At 65.5% G+C, this 16568-nt stretch carries 16 protein-coding genes, 1 tRNA gene and 1 pseudogene; 11 read left to right on the top strand and 7 right to left on the bottom strand.

Features of this window, described 5'->3' with window-relative positions; all coding sequences use genetic code 11:
* Positions 1–47: 47 nt before the first annotated feature.
* Both BBTA_RS01520 and panE read left to right on the top strand, forming a co-directional pair.
* A complete protein-coding gene (locus tag BBTA_RS01520; protein WP_012040660.1) occupies positions 48–785 on the top strand; it encodes an SDR family oxidoreductase in 738 nt (245 codons plus the stop codon).
* A gap of 117 nt (positions 786–902) precedes the next feature.
* Positions 903–1826 carry a 2-dehydropantoate 2-reductase gene (gene panE / locus BBTA_RS01515; protein WP_012040659.1) on the top strand — a complete coding sequence of 308 codons (924 nt, stop codon included), beginning with the start codon at positions 903–905 and terminating at the stop codon, positions 1824–1826.
* A gap of 65 nt (positions 1827–1891) precedes the next feature.
* On the opposite strand, the gene BBTA_RS01510 is transcribed toward panE, so the two are convergent.
* Both BBTA_RS01510 and BBTA_RS01505 read right to left on the bottom strand, forming a co-directional pair.
* Complete coding sequence (locus tag BBTA_RS01510; protein ID WP_012040658.1) at positions 1892–2473, bottom strand: cytochrome c; 582 nt, start codon at positions 2471–2473, stop codon at positions 1892–1894.
* A gap of 142 nt (positions 2474–2615) precedes the next feature.
* Positions 2616–3893 carry a sorbosone dehydrogenase family protein gene (locus BBTA_RS01505; RefSeq protein WP_012040657.1) on the bottom strand — a complete coding sequence of 426 codons (1278 nt, stop codon included), beginning with the start codon at positions 3891–3893 and terminating at the stop codon, positions 2616–2618.
* A gap of 329 nt (positions 3894–4222) precedes the next feature.
* Here BBTA_RS01505 and BBTA_RS01500 point away from each other — a divergent pair, with 329 nt between their 5' ends.
* The 3 genes from BBTA_RS01500 (at position 4223) to BBTA_RS01490 (ending at position 8504) form a co-directional block, all read left to right on the top strand.
* Positions 4223–5569, top strand: a complete 1347-nt coding sequence (locus tag BBTA_RS01500) for an amidase (protein ID WP_012040656.1) — start codon at positions 4223–4225, stop codon at positions 5567–5569.
* A 98-nt stretch (positions 5570–5667) separates the two neighbouring features.
* Positions 5668–6972 (top strand): nicotinate phosphoribosyltransferase, encoded by a 1305-nt coding sequence (gene pncB / locus BBTA_RS01495; protein ID WP_012040655.1) that lies wholly within the window; start codon positions 5668–5670, stop codon positions 6970–6972.
* A 113-nt stretch (positions 6973–7085) separates the two neighbouring features.
* Positions 7086–8504, top strand: a complete 1419-nt coding sequence (locus tag BBTA_RS01490; protein WP_012040654.1) for a caspase family protein — start codon at positions 7086–7088, stop codon at positions 8502–8504.
* Positions 8505–8574: 70 nt separating this feature from the next.
* Here the strand turns inward: BBTA_RS01490 and BBTA_RS01485 are convergent.
* Positions 8575–8649 (bottom strand) — tRNA-Gly (locus BBTA_RS01485).
* Positions 8650–8934: 285 nt separating this feature from the next.
* Here BBTA_RS01485 and trxA point away from each other — a divergent pair.
* A complete protein-coding gene (trxA, locus tag BBTA_RS01480; protein WP_012040653.1) occupies positions 8935–9852 on the top strand; it encodes a thioredoxin in 918 nt (305 codons plus the stop codon).
* A 54-nt stretch (positions 9853–9906) separates the two neighbouring features.
* Positions 9907–10581: an LON peptidase substrate-binding domain-containing protein gene (locus tag BBTA_RS01475; RefSeq protein ID WP_012040652.1), complete on the top strand. Its 675-nt coding sequence runs from the start codon at positions 9907–9909 to the stop codon at positions 10579–10581.
* On the opposite strand, the gene BBTA_RS01470 is transcribed toward BBTA_RS01475, so the two are convergent.
* The 3 genes from BBTA_RS01470 to BBTA_RS01460 all read right to left on the bottom strand — a co-directional run bounded on the left by BBTA_RS01470 (position 10582) and on the right by BBTA_RS01460 (position 12440).
* Positions 10582–11412: an FTR1 family protein gene (locus tag BBTA_RS01470; RefSeq protein WP_012040651.1), complete on the bottom strand. Its 831-nt coding sequence runs from the start codon at positions 11410–11412 to the stop codon at positions 10582–10584. It abuts the gene before it with no gap.
* Positions 11413–11423: 11 nt separating this feature from the next.
* Entirely contained in the window at positions 11424–11771 is a 348-nt protein-coding gene (locus BBTA_RS01465) for a cupredoxin domain-containing protein (RefSeq protein WP_012040650.1), read from the bottom strand.
* 318 nt (positions 11772–12089) lie between these two features.
* Positions 12090–12440, bottom strand: coding sequence for a hypothetical protein (locus BBTA_RS01460; protein ID WP_012040649.1), 351 nt, complete (start codon positions 12438–12440; stop codon positions 12090–12092).
* Positions 12441–12529: 89 nt separating this feature from the next.
* On the opposite strand from BBTA_RS01460, the gene BBTA_RS01455 reads away from it, so the two are divergent.
* The 3 genes from BBTA_RS01455 to BBTA_RS01445 are packed head-to-tail and all read left to right on the top strand — an operon-like array spanning position 12530 to position 14252.
* On the top strand, positions 12530–13072 hold the full coding sequence (locus BBTA_RS01455; RefSeq protein WP_012040648.1) for a TetR/AcrR family transcriptional regulator: 543 nt from the start codon (positions 12530–12532) through the stop codon (positions 13070–13072).
* 56 nt (positions 13073–13128) lie between these two features.
* Positions 13129–13326, top strand: a complete 198-nt coding sequence (locus BBTA_RS01450) for a Trm112 family protein (protein ID WP_012040647.1) — start codon at positions 13129–13131, stop codon at positions 13324–13326.
* 2 nt (positions 13327–13328) lie between these two features.
* A complete protein-coding gene (locus BBTA_RS01445; RefSeq protein WP_012040646.1) occupies positions 13329–14252 on the top strand; it encodes an alpha/beta hydrolase in 924 nt (307 codons plus the stop codon).
* 60 nt (positions 14253–14312) lie between these two features.
* Here BBTA_RS01445 and BBTA_RS01440 read toward each other — a convergent pair.
* Positions 14313–15536, bottom strand: a pseudogene (locus BBTA_RS01440) (ubiquinone biosynthesis hydroxylase); the annotation flags it as partial.
* 151 nt (positions 15537–15687) lie between these two features.
* On the opposite strand from BBTA_RS01440, the gene tesB reads away from it, so the two are divergent.
* A complete protein-coding gene (gene tesB, locus BBTA_RS01435; protein WP_012040644.1) occupies positions 15688–16563 on the top strand; it encodes an acyl-CoA thioesterase II in 876 nt (291 codons plus the stop codon).
* The last annotated feature ends 5 nt before the right edge of the window (positions 16564–16568 follow it).

Genomic DNA, 16568 nt, shown 5'->3' with positions numbered 1-16568 from the left:
GCGGATTCAGGTCCGAGAACGCGTAGACGAGCTGAACGGAGACGACCATGCAGCAGCGCAACGCCACCGTCGCCGTGATCGGCGCCGGTGACTATATCGGCGCCGAGATCGTCAAGAAGTTTGCTTCTGAAGGCTTCACGGTGTTCGCCGGCCGTCGCAATGGCGACAAACTTGCGCCGCTGGTGGCCGAGGTCGAAGCCGCCGGCGGCCGGATCGTGGCACGCTCGCTCGATGCGCGCAAAGAGGAGGAGACCACCGCCTTCCTCAACGAGGCCGACAAGCATGCGCCGCTGGAGGTCGTCATCTTCAACGTCGGTGCCAACGTCAATTTTCCGATTCTGGAGACGACCGACCGCGTGTTCCGCAAGGTCTGGGAAATGGCGTGCTGGGCGGGCTTCGTCACCGGACGCGAGGCTGCCCGGCTGATGCTGCCGCGCGGCGGCGGCAAGATCTTCTTCACCGGTGCCACCGCCTCGCTGCGCGGCGGCTCCGGCTTTGCCGCCTTTGCATCGGCGAAGTTCGGCCTGCGCGCGGTGGCACAATCCATGGCCCGCGAGCTGATGCCGAAGAACATCCATGTCGCGCATCTGATCATCGATTCCGGCGTCGACACCGCCTGGGTGCGCGAGCGCCGCGTCCAGCTCTGGGGCGAGGAGGCGCTGGACAATCCCGACCTGCTGATGCCGCCGGCCTCGGTTGCCGGCGCCTATTGGCAGCTCTACCAGCAGCCCAGGACGGCGTGGACCTTCGAAATGGAGATCCGGCCGTTTGGTGAGAAATGGTAGGGGCGAATAGAATGGCAGGGCGAGTAGCGAATAGGGAATGGAGGGCATCTCTATTCGCTACTCGCCATTCGCCATTCGCTTCTGCATGATGCGCCCCGCTCAAAGAAGGATCCACACATGCGCATTCTCGTCGTCGGCGCCGGTGCCATCGGCGGATATTTCGGCGGCCGGCTGCTGCAGTCCGGTGCCGATGTCACCTTCCTGGTCCGGCCGCGCCGCGCCGCCGAGCTCGCCAGTGCCGGGCTGGTGATTCGCAGCCCCGCCGGTGACGCGACCTTGCCCAACCCGCCGACGGTGCAGGCGGACAGCCTCAAGCAGACCTTCGACGTCGTGCTGCTGAGCTGCAAGGCCTACGACCTGGACGATGCGATCACGTCATTCGCGCCCGCGGTGGGTCCTCACACCAGCATCATTCCGCTGCTCAACGGCATGAAGCATCTCGACGTGCTGGATGCGAAATTCGGACGCGAGCGGGTGCTCGGCGGACTCTGCGCGATCGCTGCGACCTTGAACGAACGCCGCGAGGTGGTGCAGCTGCAGCCGATGCAGTCCCTGACCTTCGGCGAGCGCGACGGCGGATCGTCGGATCGCATTCGCGCGATCTCCGAGGTTTTCGCGCGCGGCAACTTCAATGCATCGGCCAGCGACCACATCATGCAGGACATGTGGGAGAAGTGGGTGTTCCTCGCCTCGCTGGCAGCGTCCACGACGCTGATGCGGGCGCCGGTCGGCGTCATCCTGACCGCGCCGGGCGGCAAGGACTTCCTGCTCGGCATGCTCGACGAATGCAGCGCCACGGCGGCGGCCGCCGGCTACGCGCCGGCCGGCGCGTTCTTCCAGCGCGTCTCGGGGATGATCACCGCCGAGGGATCACCGATGACCGCTTCGATGTTCCGCGACCTCCACGCCGGCCTGCCGGTCGAGGCGGATCACGTAATCGGCGATCTCGTTGCCCGCGCCGATGCCGCCAAGGTGCCGGTGCCGCGGCTGCGCATCTCCTACACGCAGCTGAAGGTGTACGAGGCGCTGCGGGGCCAATAGCTGCGATCCTCCGCCTCGCGCGGGAGCTGACCGCGACGACAGCTGATTATGTCGCGGGGCCCCGGCTACAAATGCGCCAGATAATGCGCCAGCGCCGTGATCTCCTCGGCGCTGAGGGGATAGGCGACATCGGTCATCGCAGCCTGGCTGCCGCCGACGCGCTGGCCGCTTTTGTAGTCGTGCAGCGCCTTGACCAGATATTCCTCGCGCTGGCCGGCAAGCCGGGCGACGCCCTTGGTGCCGGCATAGCTGTCGAGATGGCATGAGGCGCAGCGGCGGCCGGCGGCGGCTTCGGCGCCCTTCCTGGAGAGGTCCGGATCATTGTCGGGCGGCGCCTTGGCGGGCGTGAGCGATGCGAAATAGGCGCCGAGATTGCGGATGTCCTCATTGGTGAGCTGATCGACGATCGGCTTCATCGCCTCGTTCTTGCGGGTGCCCGCGCGAAAGAACACCAATTGCCATTGAACGAACTGATCCTGCTGGCCGGCCAGCGAAGGAATGTTCTCGGTCTGCGAGACGCCGTTCTCGCCGTGACAGCCGGCGCAGAGCTCCGCCTTGGCCTTTCCGGCTTCGAGATCGGCCGCCTGAACGGACACGCTCATCAGGGCCAGGGCCAGCGCTCCGCCGGCGACAACACCATGACGCATTTCAAATCCTCCGAATGGCCCGCTTCGTCTGCGCGGACAGAACCTGGTTTCGCGCAACGCGCTGCGATCAACGCAGCGGACCGAAAATAGTTGGGGCTGCGGCCGCCATCATGGCAGCGCGCAGCCCCATCAGGTCAAAAGCTCACTTCTTCTCGTAGCTGATGCGATAGATCGCGCCGGCCCAGTCGTCCGCCACCAGGATCGAGCCGTCCTTGGCGAGGATGATGTCATCGGGACGGCCGAGATAGCCCTGATCGCCCTCGATCCAACCGGAGGCGAACACCTCCTGCTTGGCATCCTTGCCGTCGGGGCCGACGATCACGCGCATGATCCGGGCGCCCTGGTACTTGTGCCGGTTCCAGGAGCCGTGCTCGGCGATGAGAATGTTGTTCTTGTACTCGGCGGGGAACTGGTCACCGGTATAGAACTTCATTCCGAGCGGCGCGACGTGAGCACCTAGGTTCAGCACCGGCGGCGTGAACTCCGAGCATTTGTGGCCCATCGCAAATTTCGGATCCGGCATGTCACCCTGGTGACAATAGGGATAGCCGAAATGCTCGCCGATCTTCGAGATCATGTTGAGCTTGTCGCTCGGCAGGTCGTCGCTGACCCAATCACGCGCATTCTCGGTGAACCAATAGCGGCCGGTGCGCGGATCGACGTCGCCGCCGACGCTGTTGCGCACGCCGAGCGCCCAGATCTCGGCATTGCCGGTGCGCGGATCGACGCGTCGGATCTGCGACACGGATGTCGGCGGAATGCCGATATTGAAGGGCGGTCCGAACGGAATATAGAACCAGCCCTCTTTGTCGACCGCGATGTATTTCCAGCCATGCGCGGCATAAGAGGGCATGTCGTCATAGACCACCTTGCCCTGGCCGAGATTGTCGAGATTGGCCTCGGCATTCTCGTATTTGATGAGCTTGTCGACGGCGATGACGTAGAGATTGCCGTCCTGGAAGGCGAGGCCGGTCGGCATGTTCAGGCCCTTGAGGACCGTCTTGACCTCGCGCTTGCCGCCCTTGTCGCTGATCGCATAGACGTTGCCGAGACCGAATGAGCCGACGAACAGCGTGCCCTTGTCGCCCCACGCCATCTGCCGCGCGGCCAGCACGCCCGAGGCCCAGACTTCCATCTTGAAGCCGTCCGGCAGCTTGACCTGCTTGACGATCTTGGCGAGCTCCGCGTCCGACGCGCCGGTCGGCGGACCGGACGGCGGCGCGAGCCCCTTCTGCGCCTCGGTCTCGTCGCCGAGGAACCAGTCATCCGGCGGATGCGTCCAGAACTCCTTGGTGCCGGATTCGTATTTCTTCAGACCCTTACCCTGGTCGGATTGCTGCTGCGCGCCGGCGATGCTGGTGCCGGCGAGAAGACCAATTGTAGCAAGCGCAAGAATGCTTCGGTGAAAAGCCGATGTCATCGCTTCACTCCCATGAGGCAGCTCGGATGGCCGCGTCTACTTATCGGAACGTATTTGAAGACGTCCTTTGGCCGGCCACATCGGTGGTCCGACACGAAAATGGTAGCACATCCTGAGCGCGTGAGAAGCGGATTACGGCCCAGCTCGCGCGAGACTGACGGCGCGCCGCAGCACGCGAACTTTGCACGCCGACATGCGCTGTATTCATACGTACCGATCGGCAGCGCGATTGGCGCGAGATCGAACAGCCGATAGGATCGGAACACATCAGCGAAGGGCTGCGACCGTTCACCGCGCGGCAAAGAGATGTCTCGAAAACAGGACCGTCGATGTCAGATGCGTTCATTCTGCCGCCACCGCAGGCCGGCGCCGGCGTCCTCGATTTGTTGCGACAGTTCGCAGCCGATCCGCAAGCAGCGGAGAGCTATGGTGCAGACTGCCTGAAGCGCACCGAGGCGATCGAGGCGCGGCTGAAGTCGTTCGAATATCTGCCGAAGGATGTGTCCGCGAAAAATGGTCCGCTCGGCGGAATTCCGGTTGCGGTCAAGGACATCATCGCCACCTCGGACATGCCGACCAGCAATGGCTCGCCGATCTACCGGGATCATGTGCCGGCCGCGGATGCCTGGGTGGTCGCGCGGCTGCGCAATCTCGGCGCAACGATTTTCGGCAAGACCGTCTCGACGGAATTCGCCTGGCGTCATCCCGGGCCGACGGTCAATCCATGGAACCCGGCGCATACCCCCGGCGGCTCATCCTCGGGCTCGGCGGCCGCCGTGGCAGCGGGGCTGGTGCCGCTGGCCTTGGGCACGCAGACCCTGGGATCGGTCATCCGCCCGGCGGCCTTCAACGGCGTCGTCGGCTTCAAGCCGAGCTTCGGCGCGATCCCGCGCGTCGGCGTGCATCCGCTCAGCCCGTCGCTGGATCATGTCGGCTTCTTCGCCCGCCGCGTCGATGACGTGGCGCTGGCACTGTCGCTGCTGGCGGGACGCAGCGACGATGATCCCCACGGCCGCCCGCTGCCCGGTTTTACCGTCGACATCGCCCACGGCCTCCGTCCGCTGGCGAGTCCACGGCTCGCGGTCGTGCGCTTTGCCAAATGGGAGCTCGCCGAGCCTGAGCAGAAGGCGGTGTTCGAGGCTGCCGTCGAGCGACTGCGCAGCGCCGGCGCGGTGGTCGAGGAGATCGCCCTGCCCGCGCTCGACGCGGCGCATTGGGATGCGATCAATACGATCATGCTGAGCGAGGCGACGACGATCTTCTCCGATCTGATCGCACGCTTCCCCGACCGCGTCAGCGACGTGATGAAGGCGCATGTCGCGAGCGGGCGGAGCAAGACGGCGATGGAGTATCTGACCGCCAAGGCGGCGCAGGCCGAACGGCAGCACGCCCTCGCCACCGAGCTCGGCGGCTTCGACGCCGTGCTCACCTTGCCGGCCTTCGGCGAAGCCCCGCATGGCCTCGACTGGACCGGCGACGCCGAATATTGCGCCCCCTGGACGTTCGTCGGCGCGCCCGCGGTGTCGCTGCCGGCAGGATTCGGCCGGCACGGCCTGCCGCTGGGCGTGCAGATCGCCGGCGTCTACCGCAACGACCTCCATGTTCTGCGCGTCGCCAAATGGGCCGAGGCGGCGCTGGCCTTCGATCCCGGCCTGCCACTGCTGGCGCGTCACTAAAGCACGCCTGCTTCAGACCAAGCACTGCCATGGGCCGGAGCCGCCGTCGGCGGCAAAGCCCAGTGGCGGGTTTTCAACCAGCGCTGTAGAATTTTCGCATGACCGTCACAGATATCGCGAGCAGAACCTATAATCACGGCTGGCGCCTCGATCCGATCGTGCGCAGCCTGCTCGACACCGATTTTTATAAGCTGCTGATGCTCCAGATGATTCGGGAATTCTACCCGGATCAGAAGGTGACCTTTTCGGTGATCAACCGCACCAAGCGCGTGCGGCTGGGCGACGTCATCGACGAGGGTGAGCTGCGCGCGCAGCTCGACCACGCCCGCACCATCCGCTTCACCAAGAAGGAGCTGATCTGGCTGGCCGGCAACACTTTCTACGGCAAGACCCACATGTTCTCGCCGGACTTCCTGGCCTGGCTCGCCCATTTCCGCCTGCCCGATTACGAGCTGCACAAGGCCGACGGCCAGTATGAGTTGCATTTCCACGGGCCGTGGACCCACACCACGATGTGGGAGATCCCGGCGCTGGCCATCGTCAACGAGCTGCGCTCCCGGCAGGCGATGAAGGGCCAGGGTCGTTTCGCGCTCGACGTGCTGTTCGCGCGCGCCAAGGCCAAGCTGTGGGCCAAGGTCGAGCGGCTGCGCAGACTGGAGGGGCTGCGGCTGTCGGATTTCGGCACCCGCCGCCGCCACGGCTTCCTGTGGCAGCGCTGGTGTGTCGAGGCCGTCAAGGAAGGCCTGGGCCCATCCTTCACCGGCACCTCGAACGTCCTGCTGGCGATGGACAATGATCTCGAAGCGATCGGCACCAACGCCCATGAGCTGCCGATGGTCGCGGCCGCGCTCGCCAGGGATGACGACGAGCTGCGCTTTGCGCCGTACCGGATTCTCGACCAATGGCGGCAGACCTATGCCGGCAACCTCCTGATCGCATTGCCCGACGCGTTCGGTACCAAGGCCTTCTTGCGCGATGCGCCGGACTGGGTTGCCGACTGGACCGGCTTCCGTCCCGACAGCGCGCCACCGATCGAGGCCGGCGAGGAGATCATCGCCTGGTGGAAGTCGAAGGGCCGCGATCCCAAGCAGAAGCTCTTGGTGTTCTCCGATGCGATGGATGTCGAATCGATCGAGCAGATCCATCATCGCTTCTCCGACCGGGTGCGGCTGTCATTCGGCTGGGGTACCAACCTGACCAACGACTTCGTCGGCTGCGCGCCGGACGGCTCGGTCGATCTCGACCCGATTTCGCTGGTCTGCAAGGTCACGTCAGTCGACGGCCAGCCCGCGGTAAAACTGTCCGACAACCCGGAGAAGGCGACCGGCGATCCCGCAGAGATCGCCCGTTACCTGCGCGTGTTCGGCGATGCCGGCCGGGTGCGGACGCCCGTGGTCGTCTGAACCGCTGAGCGCAATGTCGCGCGGGTGCCAGATGATTCCTGTTCCGGTTTTGTTCAGCTTGCGGTAAAATCAGCGGGCGAGCAGGTCAAAACCGGTGGCAGGAGATTGTCGTCATGCATGGGCTCAGCGGCCGAGGCACACAGCTGTGGTCCGCAATCATCATCGTCATCGCGATGTTCACCGCTGCGGAGCCGGCGGCGGCCGACAAGCGCGTGGCGCTGGTGATCGGCAATTCCATTCACGAACATGCGCCGCTGCTGGACGAGCCTGCGACCGATGCCCGGCTGCTGGCCGACAGGCTCACGCGGCTCGGCTTCACCTTGAGCGGCGGCGCTGCCCAGATCGACCTCGACAGAAAGGGTTTTGACCGCGCGCTGGCCGAGTTCAAAGGGCGGATTGCTGATGCCGACCTCGCGCTGATCTACTACGCCGGCTACGGGCTCAATCTCAACGGCACCAGCTACCTCGTTCCGGTCGATGCGGCGCCGGCTAAGGCTGACGACTTGGCCACCGAGTTGCGCGACCTCGGCGCGATCCTGCGCGAACTGGACGGGCCGAGCGGCCGACAGAACGTCGTCATCCTCGATGCATTCCGCGCCAATCCATTCGCTGCGCGCGGCATCGCCGGACTGGCCGCGGGCCTCGTCCCGGTCGGCATGCCCGCGCGGACCGTGCTGTCCTTTGCCGCGCAAGCGGGGACCATCGGCCAGCGCGGCCCGGACGGGCACAGCGCGTTCACGGCCGCACTTGCGGACGTGCTCCAGCAGCCCGGCCCACGCCTGATCGACATCTTCAACCAGACCAACATGGCGGTGCAGCGCGCCACGAGCGGCGCGCAGCAGCCCTTCGTGATGTTCACCCTGCTCGACGGTGGTGCCCAGCTCAGCCCGGCCGCGGCCAAGCCGGCGAGCCCGGTCGCCAGCCAGGCCCCCGCTCCGCCGCGCCCCGCCGCGTCAGCCGTGGCAGCCGATGCAAGGACGCCCGGCCTCGCCGTGCTGTATGACGAGGACGTTTCGGAGCCCCGGGGCAAGCGCTATTCCGGCTCGGTCGTCTGGCGAATAGAGACCGTCAAGAGCGCGCAATCGGGAGCAGACACGGCGGCGATCCGCGCCGAGATCGATATTCCCGAGCGCAAACTGAAAGTGAGCCTGCAGCTGCGGCGCAACGACGATCCGACCCTGCCGGCCAGCCACGTCGCCGAGCTCACCTTCAAGCCGGCACCCGAATTCGTCGGCGGTGCGATCAGCAACGTTCCTGGGATGCTGATGAAGACGAGCGAGCAGGCGCGCGGGACGCCGCTGGCGGGGCTCGCCGTGAAGATCACCGAGGGATCGTTCCTCGTCGGCCTGTCCAACGTCGAGGCCGATCGCGCACGCAACGAGGAGCTCCTGGCTGGTCGCGAATGGTTCGATATTCCGCTCGTCTATGCCAGCCAGCGCCGCGGTATCCTGGCGATCGGCAAAGGTCCGAGCGGGGACAGGGTGTTTGCCGATGCATTCGCGGCCTGGGGCAGATCCCAGGCAGCCAAATGATCACCTTTCGTGATCACATCCAGATGATCGGCCGTGCTGTGAGGAAGAAGCGATCGCGGAGCGAGATATTTGGAGCGGGCGAAGGGGTTCGAACCCTCGACCCCGACCTTGGCAAGGTCGTGCTCTACCACTGAGCTACACCCGCATCCGTGACCACTGGGCGGCGTGGCCGCCAGCGACGGGCAGACCTATGCCAAAAGCCGCGGACGAATGCAACAGGTCTGCGACAGCTTTCGTCGTGGAACAGTATCGTTTTTTACGTCCAGGGCGCCCCAGCGATCGAAACCGAGCAATTGGCGGGTTCGGGCATGAGCAGATTGAAATTTCCGGGAGGACCGCCACTTAAAGCGGAGGAAACCGTGTATTGAGGCACGGCGGCGGCCGGTTCCGGCCGGCCGGCCATCCCAGCATTTTCGGACGAGGGATTCCCGTGACCATTGTTGAGCAGGGCGGCGGAACGGCACAGGTGCCGGATCTGATCAAGGACACCACGACGCAGAGCTTCGTTAAGGATGTCATCGAAGAATCGAAGCGTCAGCCGGTTCTCATCGACTTCTGGGCTCCCTGGTGCGGCCCGTGCAAGCAGCTGACTCCGATCCTGGAGAAGGCCGTCAAGGCCGCCAAGGGCAAGGTCAAGCTGGTCAAGATGAATATCGACGAGCATCCGGCCATTCCCGGCCAGATGGGCATTCAGTCGATTCCGGCGGTGATTGCGTTTGTCGGCGGCAGGCCTGCCGATGGGTTCATGGGCGCCGTTCCCGAGAGTCAGGTCAGTGCCTTCATCGAGAAGCTGACCAAGGGCGTCCCGGGTGTCGGCGAACCGGACATCGGCGAGATCCTCAAGGAAGCCGAAGCCGTGTTGGCCGAGGGCGACCCCACGGGCGCCGCGCAGATCTATGCCGAGATCCTGTCGTTCGACGCCGCCAACATCGCGGCCCTGGCGGGACTTGCCAAATGTTACGTCGAGACCGGCGCGATCGAGCAGGCCCGCGAGACGCTCGCCCAAGTCCCGGAAGCCAAGCGCGGCGATTCCGCGGTCTCGGCAGTGCAGGCGGCGATCGATCTGGCCGAACAGGCGCAGTCGCTCGGACCGATCGGCGAGCTCGAACAAAAGGTCGCCGCTAATCCGCTGGATCATCAGGCGCGTTTCGATCTCGCCACGGCACTCAACGCCGCGGGCAAGCGAAAGGAAGCCACCGATCAATTGCTCGAGATCGTCAAACGCGACCGCAAGTGGAACGAGGATGGCGCGCGCAAGCAGCTCGTGCAATTCTTCGAGGCCTGGGGCGGCGCCGACGAGGCCACCATCGAGGGCCGCAAGCGGCTGTCGACGATCCTGTTCTCGTAAACCGGCGGGGCCCACGCTTCAGCGGATACGGGTTTAGCGGACACGAGGTATCGCATGCCGATCAATGCCGAATATCGCGGTCCTGCCGAACTGCCGAAGGTCATTCCGGTGTTTCCGCTGGCCGGCGCCCTGCTGCTGCCGCGCGGCCAAATGCCGCTCAACATTTTCGAGCCGCGCTATCTCGCGATGGTCGACGACGCGTTTCGCGACGGTCGTCGGCTGATCGGGATGATCCAGCCTGACGTCAGCCATTCTTCCAGCGAGGAGCGTCCGGCCCTTTTCAAGGTGGGCTGCGTCGGCAGGATCACGCAACTCGCCGAGTCCGGCGACGGGCGCTACATCCTCGAACTGACCGGCGTGTCCCGCTTCAAGGTCGTCGAGGAGATGTCGGTGCTGACGCCGTACCGGCAGTGCAAGGTCGACTATTTTCCGTATGTCGACGACTTCAAGGCCCGCAAGGGCGAGGACGCCGTTGATCGCGAGGCGCTGCTGGCCGTTCTCACCGACTTCCTGAAGGCCAACAATCTCAAGGTCGACTGGGCGGGCATCGAGGCGGCCCCGAACGAGGCGCTCGTCAACGCGCTGGCCATGATGTCGCCGTATGGTCCGGCCGAGAAGCAGGCCATGCTCGAAGCGCCGGACCTGAAAACCCGCGCCGAGATCCTGATCGCCGTGACCGAGATGGATCTCGCAAAGAAGCGGACCTCGGGCGATCCGCCGCTGCAATGATCACTCGGCCGCGATCACGCGCGGCGCGCGCGTTCCCGCGGTCAAGCGCATCAATATCACCGTGAGCAGGATCACGCCGACATAGGCGGCGAGCTGCATCACCGTCGGCTGGTCGGTATATCCAATCAGCGCCTTCAGGGTTCGGCCGGCCACGCCGCCCTCGGGCAGAACAGCGCTCGAATCCCACACCACCTGATCGAACGAGGTCAGCCAGTTGGCGCGAGCGAGAAAGAACACCGCCTGGGCCGCCATGCCGGCCGACAACAGCGTGATCAGCACGGTGGTGGTCCTGAACAACGCGCGCGGCGGAATCCGCATCAGACCGAAATAGGTCGCAAGACAGACGGCCACGCCGAGCAGCAGGCCCAAGGCACCGCCGCCGAGCAGCGCCCGACCGCCGCCCTCGCTTGTGGCCGCGACACCATAAAGGAACAGCGCGACCTCACTGCCTTCGCGGAGCACAGCGATGGCGATCACGGTCGCCAACGCAACCAACGGCCTTGCGCCGTCGACCACCGCCTGCCCCATCGTCCGCAGCTCGTTGGCCATCTCACGACCATGCCGGGCCATCCACACATTGTGCCACGTCAGCATGATCACCGCCGTCGACAGGATCGCCGCGTTGAACAGCTCCTGCCCCATGCCCTCGAACAGCTGGGTCAACGTCCCGGCGAAGGCCGCGACGGCACAGGCGCCGACAAGCCCGGCAAACAATCCGCCGCCGATCCAACGCAGCCGATACGGCACAGAGCTCGTGACCGCGAGCACGATGCCGACGATCAGACCGGCCTCGAACACTTCACGAAAGACGATGATCAGCGCGGCAAGCATGAGACCACCCTTTATTGAACAATGAGGAAACCGCGTGCTTTTTCGTTGAAGTCGTTGTGGAATTCGTAGCGTCCCGACTTCACCGCACGAACGTTGAGGACGGCCTCGCTGTTGCCGGCAACGACCTTTTCGATCTTGAGCGTCTCGCTCTCGAACTCCATCGCCTTGGCGTCCAAGTTCTTGACGCGGATGGTCAGCGGCGCGTCGGCCGGCACGGTCGGCTCTTTCGGCTCGAATTGTCCATTCGCATAAGTGAGGCAGATCTCGTTCCGCCCGTCTGCCTGGGCCTGCGTCATCGCCAGCATCACGCCGAGGCTGCCGGCAACGACCATCAACTTCCGCACCACGTCGACCAACATCGATCAGTCCCCTCGTATCACGACAAACAAATCGGAGAACTGGTACGCGGCCGCTCGATGGCGAGTACCCGTTCGCGACGACGAACAGCTAATCGGCCCGCCGCCGGGTCTGCAAAGAGACTCCTTCTAAGTTGGAACCATTCTTCGCGAATATGTCTTGGCAGTGGCGAGTGCTTGGCCGCCGGCGGTCGTCCGGCGTTGTTTCGTTAAGATCGTTCGTCGGCTTGCCACACCGCGGCCGCGCATTGCCGTTTTGCGGCAAAACATTGACCGCCGATCGGAGCAGGCAAACGACGTGAGGCTGGTGTCCGGCGCACCTCAATAGCCCGCTGCGGCGAGCACAACGGCTCCCGCGAGCATGACCCAGCCGAAATGGCGCGCGCGTGTCGCCACGGCATTGGCGCAGGCGGCGGACGCGAACACGACGATGGCCGTGATCGCGATCCAATGCCGCGCGGGCTCCGAGCCCATCCAGGGCGCAGCAATCAGCAAGAGACCATAGCCGATCCATGCCACCGTGCCAGCCTGCCACACCAGGCGGAGCAAGGTGCGCAGCCGCTCCGGCGCGATGCTGGCCCGCGCGAACACGGTGGTCTCGCCGAGCAGGCCATGGATCAGCGCCACCACGATCACCGCCAACCCGGCACATTGCAACAGCATATCGCGCATCGCCACCTCCATACAGTTCTGTATGGAGCCTGCCCGAGAGGATGGCGCCCGTCAATACACTTGTGTATGGTCGATCGGGTGGTGACGACATGAACGAACAGCTCTCGGCGAAGGACTGGCTGGACCAGGGTCTCAAGGTGCTGGCAAGCCGTGGCTTCACCGCGCTCAAGGCCGAGCCGATGGCCAAGGTGATGGGGGTGTCGCGCGGCAGCTTCTACTGGCACTTTGCCGACGTGGCCGCGTTCCATGCCGCGTTGCTGAAGCATTGGCGCGACATCGCAGCCGAGCAGATCATCAGCGGGGTCGAGGCGAGCGCTGGCGACGAACCGGCGATCGCCGTGCTGCTGCGTCGCAGCTTTACCATCAGGCTCAGTCTGGAGCGGGCCGTCCGCAGCTGGGCCGCGTCGGACGCGGCGGCGCAGCACGCCGTGCAGGCGATCGACAAGCGCCGACTGGGCTATATCGAGGGCTTGCTCACCGCCCGAGGTCTGCCGCCGGATGTCGCCCAGGCCCGCGCGCAGGTGCTGTATTGGGCGTTTCTCGGCCACGCATTGTCCGGCCGACCGCTGCCGGCCGGACAGCAGGAGGCCGCGCTCGGCGAGCTGATCCGGATCGCGCTGCATGAGCCTTGAGTAGACGACAGCGCGACCGTGAATATGTTAGGACAGCGCCCGCCGGAGACCATGCCATGAACGCCCCGCTCGATCGCCCCGCCAATTCCGTCGACCCGAAGCTGCTCGAGATCCTGGTCTGCCCCATGACCAAGGGACCGCTGGAGTATGACGCCGCCAAGCAGGAGTTGATCTCCCGCTCGGCCAAGCTCGCTTATCCGATCCGCGACGGCATTCCGATCATGCTGCCCGAGGAAGCGCGGAAGATCGGCTGACGATGCGCTCGGCCCTGATTCGCGGCGCGCTTGCCCTGGTCGTCCTCACCTCGGCAGCGACGGCCGAGGAGAGCACGATCCGCGTCGGCGCGCTCGACGCCGTTCTCACCACCCCCGCAGGCATCGAACGGCCGCCGGTCGCGCTCCTGATCGCCGGATCCGGGTCGACGGATCGGGACGGCAACGGGCCGCAGCTCAAGCCGGCGACATTGAAGAAGCTGGCCGATCAGCTCGCCGCCCGCGGCATCGCCAGCCTGCGCTTCGACAAGAGAGGCGCGCGCGGCTGGAAGGCGGAGTTCGGCCGGCCGGAAGATTTCCGGTTCAAGGACTATGTCGGCGATACCGCTTCTCTCGTCGACTTCTTGCGCGGCAAGTTCGCCCGCATCGCGCTCGTCGGCCACAGCGAGGGTGGCTTGGTGGCGATCCTCACCGCCCGACGCACGCCGGTCGACCGGCTGATCCTGCTCGCGACCTCGGCGCGGCGGCAGGGCGATCTGCTGAAGACGCAGCTTGAGAGGAAGCTGCCGGCTGCCAAGATGGAGCCGGTCGCGAAGGCGATCGACGCCATCATGGCCGGGCAGATTGTCGATCCGCCGCCCCCTGACCTGCCGATCGCGCCCCAGATGCAGCCCGGCATCGGCTCGGCCTTCGCGGAGGACCCGATCGATCCGCTGAAGCAGATCACGATCCCGATCCTGATCGTCGGCGGCGCCCGCGACAGCCAGATTGCGCGGCTCGACATGGTCGCGCTCGCCGCCGCCGCGCCGGCCGCCAAGACGCTTTGGCTGCCGGAGATGAATCACGTGCTGGTCGACGTCGCCAATGAGGACGAGAATCTCGCCTCCTATAACGACCCGGACCGGCCGCTCGACCCCGACATGGTCGAGGCGGTCGCCGGTTTCATCGCGGCCGCAGGCCCGCGCTGAGCTCCTTGTTGGAGCATCATCCTTTCGGAAAGCCGGTTACAGCTTGTCCGGATCAACGCTCTACAGCGCCTCCCCCTTCAACAGCCGCGGCATCTCGCCGGTCAGGCCGGCGGCCTGCTTGATGAACAGCTCCTTCAACGGCGGCGCGCGATCGACGATCCCGAGCCCGATGTCGCGCACGGCGCGCAGCAAGGTCGATTTGTTCGAGAACAGGAAGTTCAGCGAGTTGGTGGCGACGCCCATCGCCATCGTGTCGAAGCGCCGCCAGCGCTGATAGCTTTCGAGCACGTCGACCTGGCCCGGATCGATTCCCATGCGAGCGGCGTCGACAACCACCTGAGCCAGCGCCGCGACGTCCTTCAGCCCCATATTGAGGCCCTGTCCCGCAATCGGATGGATCACATGAGCGGCGTCGCCGACCAGCGCCAGCCGCGGCGCGATGAACGAGCGCGCCACGAAATAGGACAGCGGGAACGCACGCGGCTGGTCGAGCACCTTCAATTCGCCGAGGTGAAGGCCGGCGCGCTTCTCGAGCTCGGCATGGAATTCGTCGGCGCTCAGTTCGACGAGGCGTTTTGCCTCCTTGCGGCGCTCGGTCCACACCAGCGACGAGCGCTTGCCGGTCAGTGGCAGGATCGCGAACGGACCGGGCGGCAGGAAATGCTCCTCGGCACGGCCGCCATGGTCACGCTCATGGCCGACGGTGACGACGATGCCGGACTGGTCATAGTCCCAGCCATGGGTCTGGATCCCGGCGCGCTCGCGCAGCTTCGAGCGCGCACCATCGGCCGCCACCAGCAGGCTGGCCTCGACCTCGCTGCCGTCGCCCAGCGTGACGGTGACAGCGTCCGTCCGGGTCTTGAAGCCGGTCACCGGCATCGCCTTCAGCTCGACACCAGCCGCCTCCGCGTGCCGGACCAGGGCGTCGATCAACAGCCGGTTTTCGACCATATGCGCGAACGGCTCGCCGGCCTCGACCTGGCCGGCAAAGGTCAGAAAGGCCGGCCGCGTGGCATCCTCGAGCTTGGAATCGGTGATGACCATGTCGAGGATCGGCTGCGCCTGCGGCGCGACATCGGCCCAGACGCCGATCGCGTCGAACAGCTTGCGGCAGGCGGCGACGATGGCGCTGGCGCGCGGATCGCGGCTCGGCCGGTTGGCCAGCGCCGGATCGGCCACGATCACCGGCACCTCGGCACCGAGTCCCTGCCGGAGCGCAAGCGCGAGCGCCAGGCCGGCGAAGGCCCCGCCACAAATGACAATGCTTCGCTGTGTCGTCATGCCACTCTGCTCACGGTTGCTCTTGCGGGTGGACTATAGCTAGGCGAAACAGGGGCGTGAACCAAGGGCCGCCACCCCAGGCCGTCATTTCCGGATGCCTGTCCCGCTTTGGCGCGGCCGGCGCCGGCGGCCGAGCCAGCGAAAGCACCGTGCCATGTCCAAGGGACTGATCGACCTGATCTCGATCCTCGACCTCGAGCCTATCGAGGTGAACCTGTTCCGCGGCAACAGCCCGAAGACCAGCTGGCAGCGCGTGTTCGGCGGCCAGGTCATCGGCCAGGCGATGATGGCGGCCTGCCGCACCGTCGAGGGCCGGCTGCCGCATTCGCTGCACTGCTATTTCATCCTGCCCGGCGATCCGCAGGTGCCGATCATCTACCAGGTCGAGCGTCTGCGCGACGGCAAGAGCTATGCGACCCGCCGGGTCACCGCGATCCAGCACGGCAATGCGATCTTCTCGATCATGGTCTCGTTTCACAGCGACGAGGAGAGCGCGTTCAACCACCAGGACAGGATGCCGGACGTGCCGCCGCCGGAGAAGCTCACCGCGGAGGAGATCTCCAAGCAGCCAATGTTCCAGGAAGTCTTCCAGCGGATGCCGGATTTCATCCGCCGCTATTACGAATCCGATCGTCCCATCGAGCTGCGCCCGGTCGAGCTCAGCCGCTATTTCGGCCAGAAGATCGATGACGGCCGCATTCACGTCTGGATCAAGACGGCGGCCACGCTGCCGGACGATCCGGCGCTGCACATGTGCGCGCTGGCCTATGCATCGGACTTCTCGCTGCTCGACGCGGTCATGGCGCGCTACGGCCGGACGTTGTTCGACAAGCGCATGATGCCGGCCTCGCTGGATCATGCGATGTGGTTTCACCGGCCGTTCCGCGCCGACGAATGGCTGCTGTATGCGCAGGATTCGCCGAGCGCGCAGGGCGGCCGCGGGCTGACCCGCGGCTCGATCTTCAAGCCCGACGGCACGCTGGTCGCCTCCGTCGCGCAGGAGGGCTCAATCCGCGAGCGAAGGTCCTAGCCCGC

The sequence above is a fragment of the Bradyrhizobium sp. BTAi1 genome (genome assembly GCF_000015165.1).
GTDB classification, from domain to species: Bacteria; Pseudomonadota; Alphaproteobacteria; order Rhizobiales; family Xanthobacteraceae; genus Bradyrhizobium; species Bradyrhizobium denitrificans.
The sequence above is the reverse complement of the archived record's forward strand: the minus strand, read 5'-3'. Positions and strand labels throughout refer to the sequence as shown.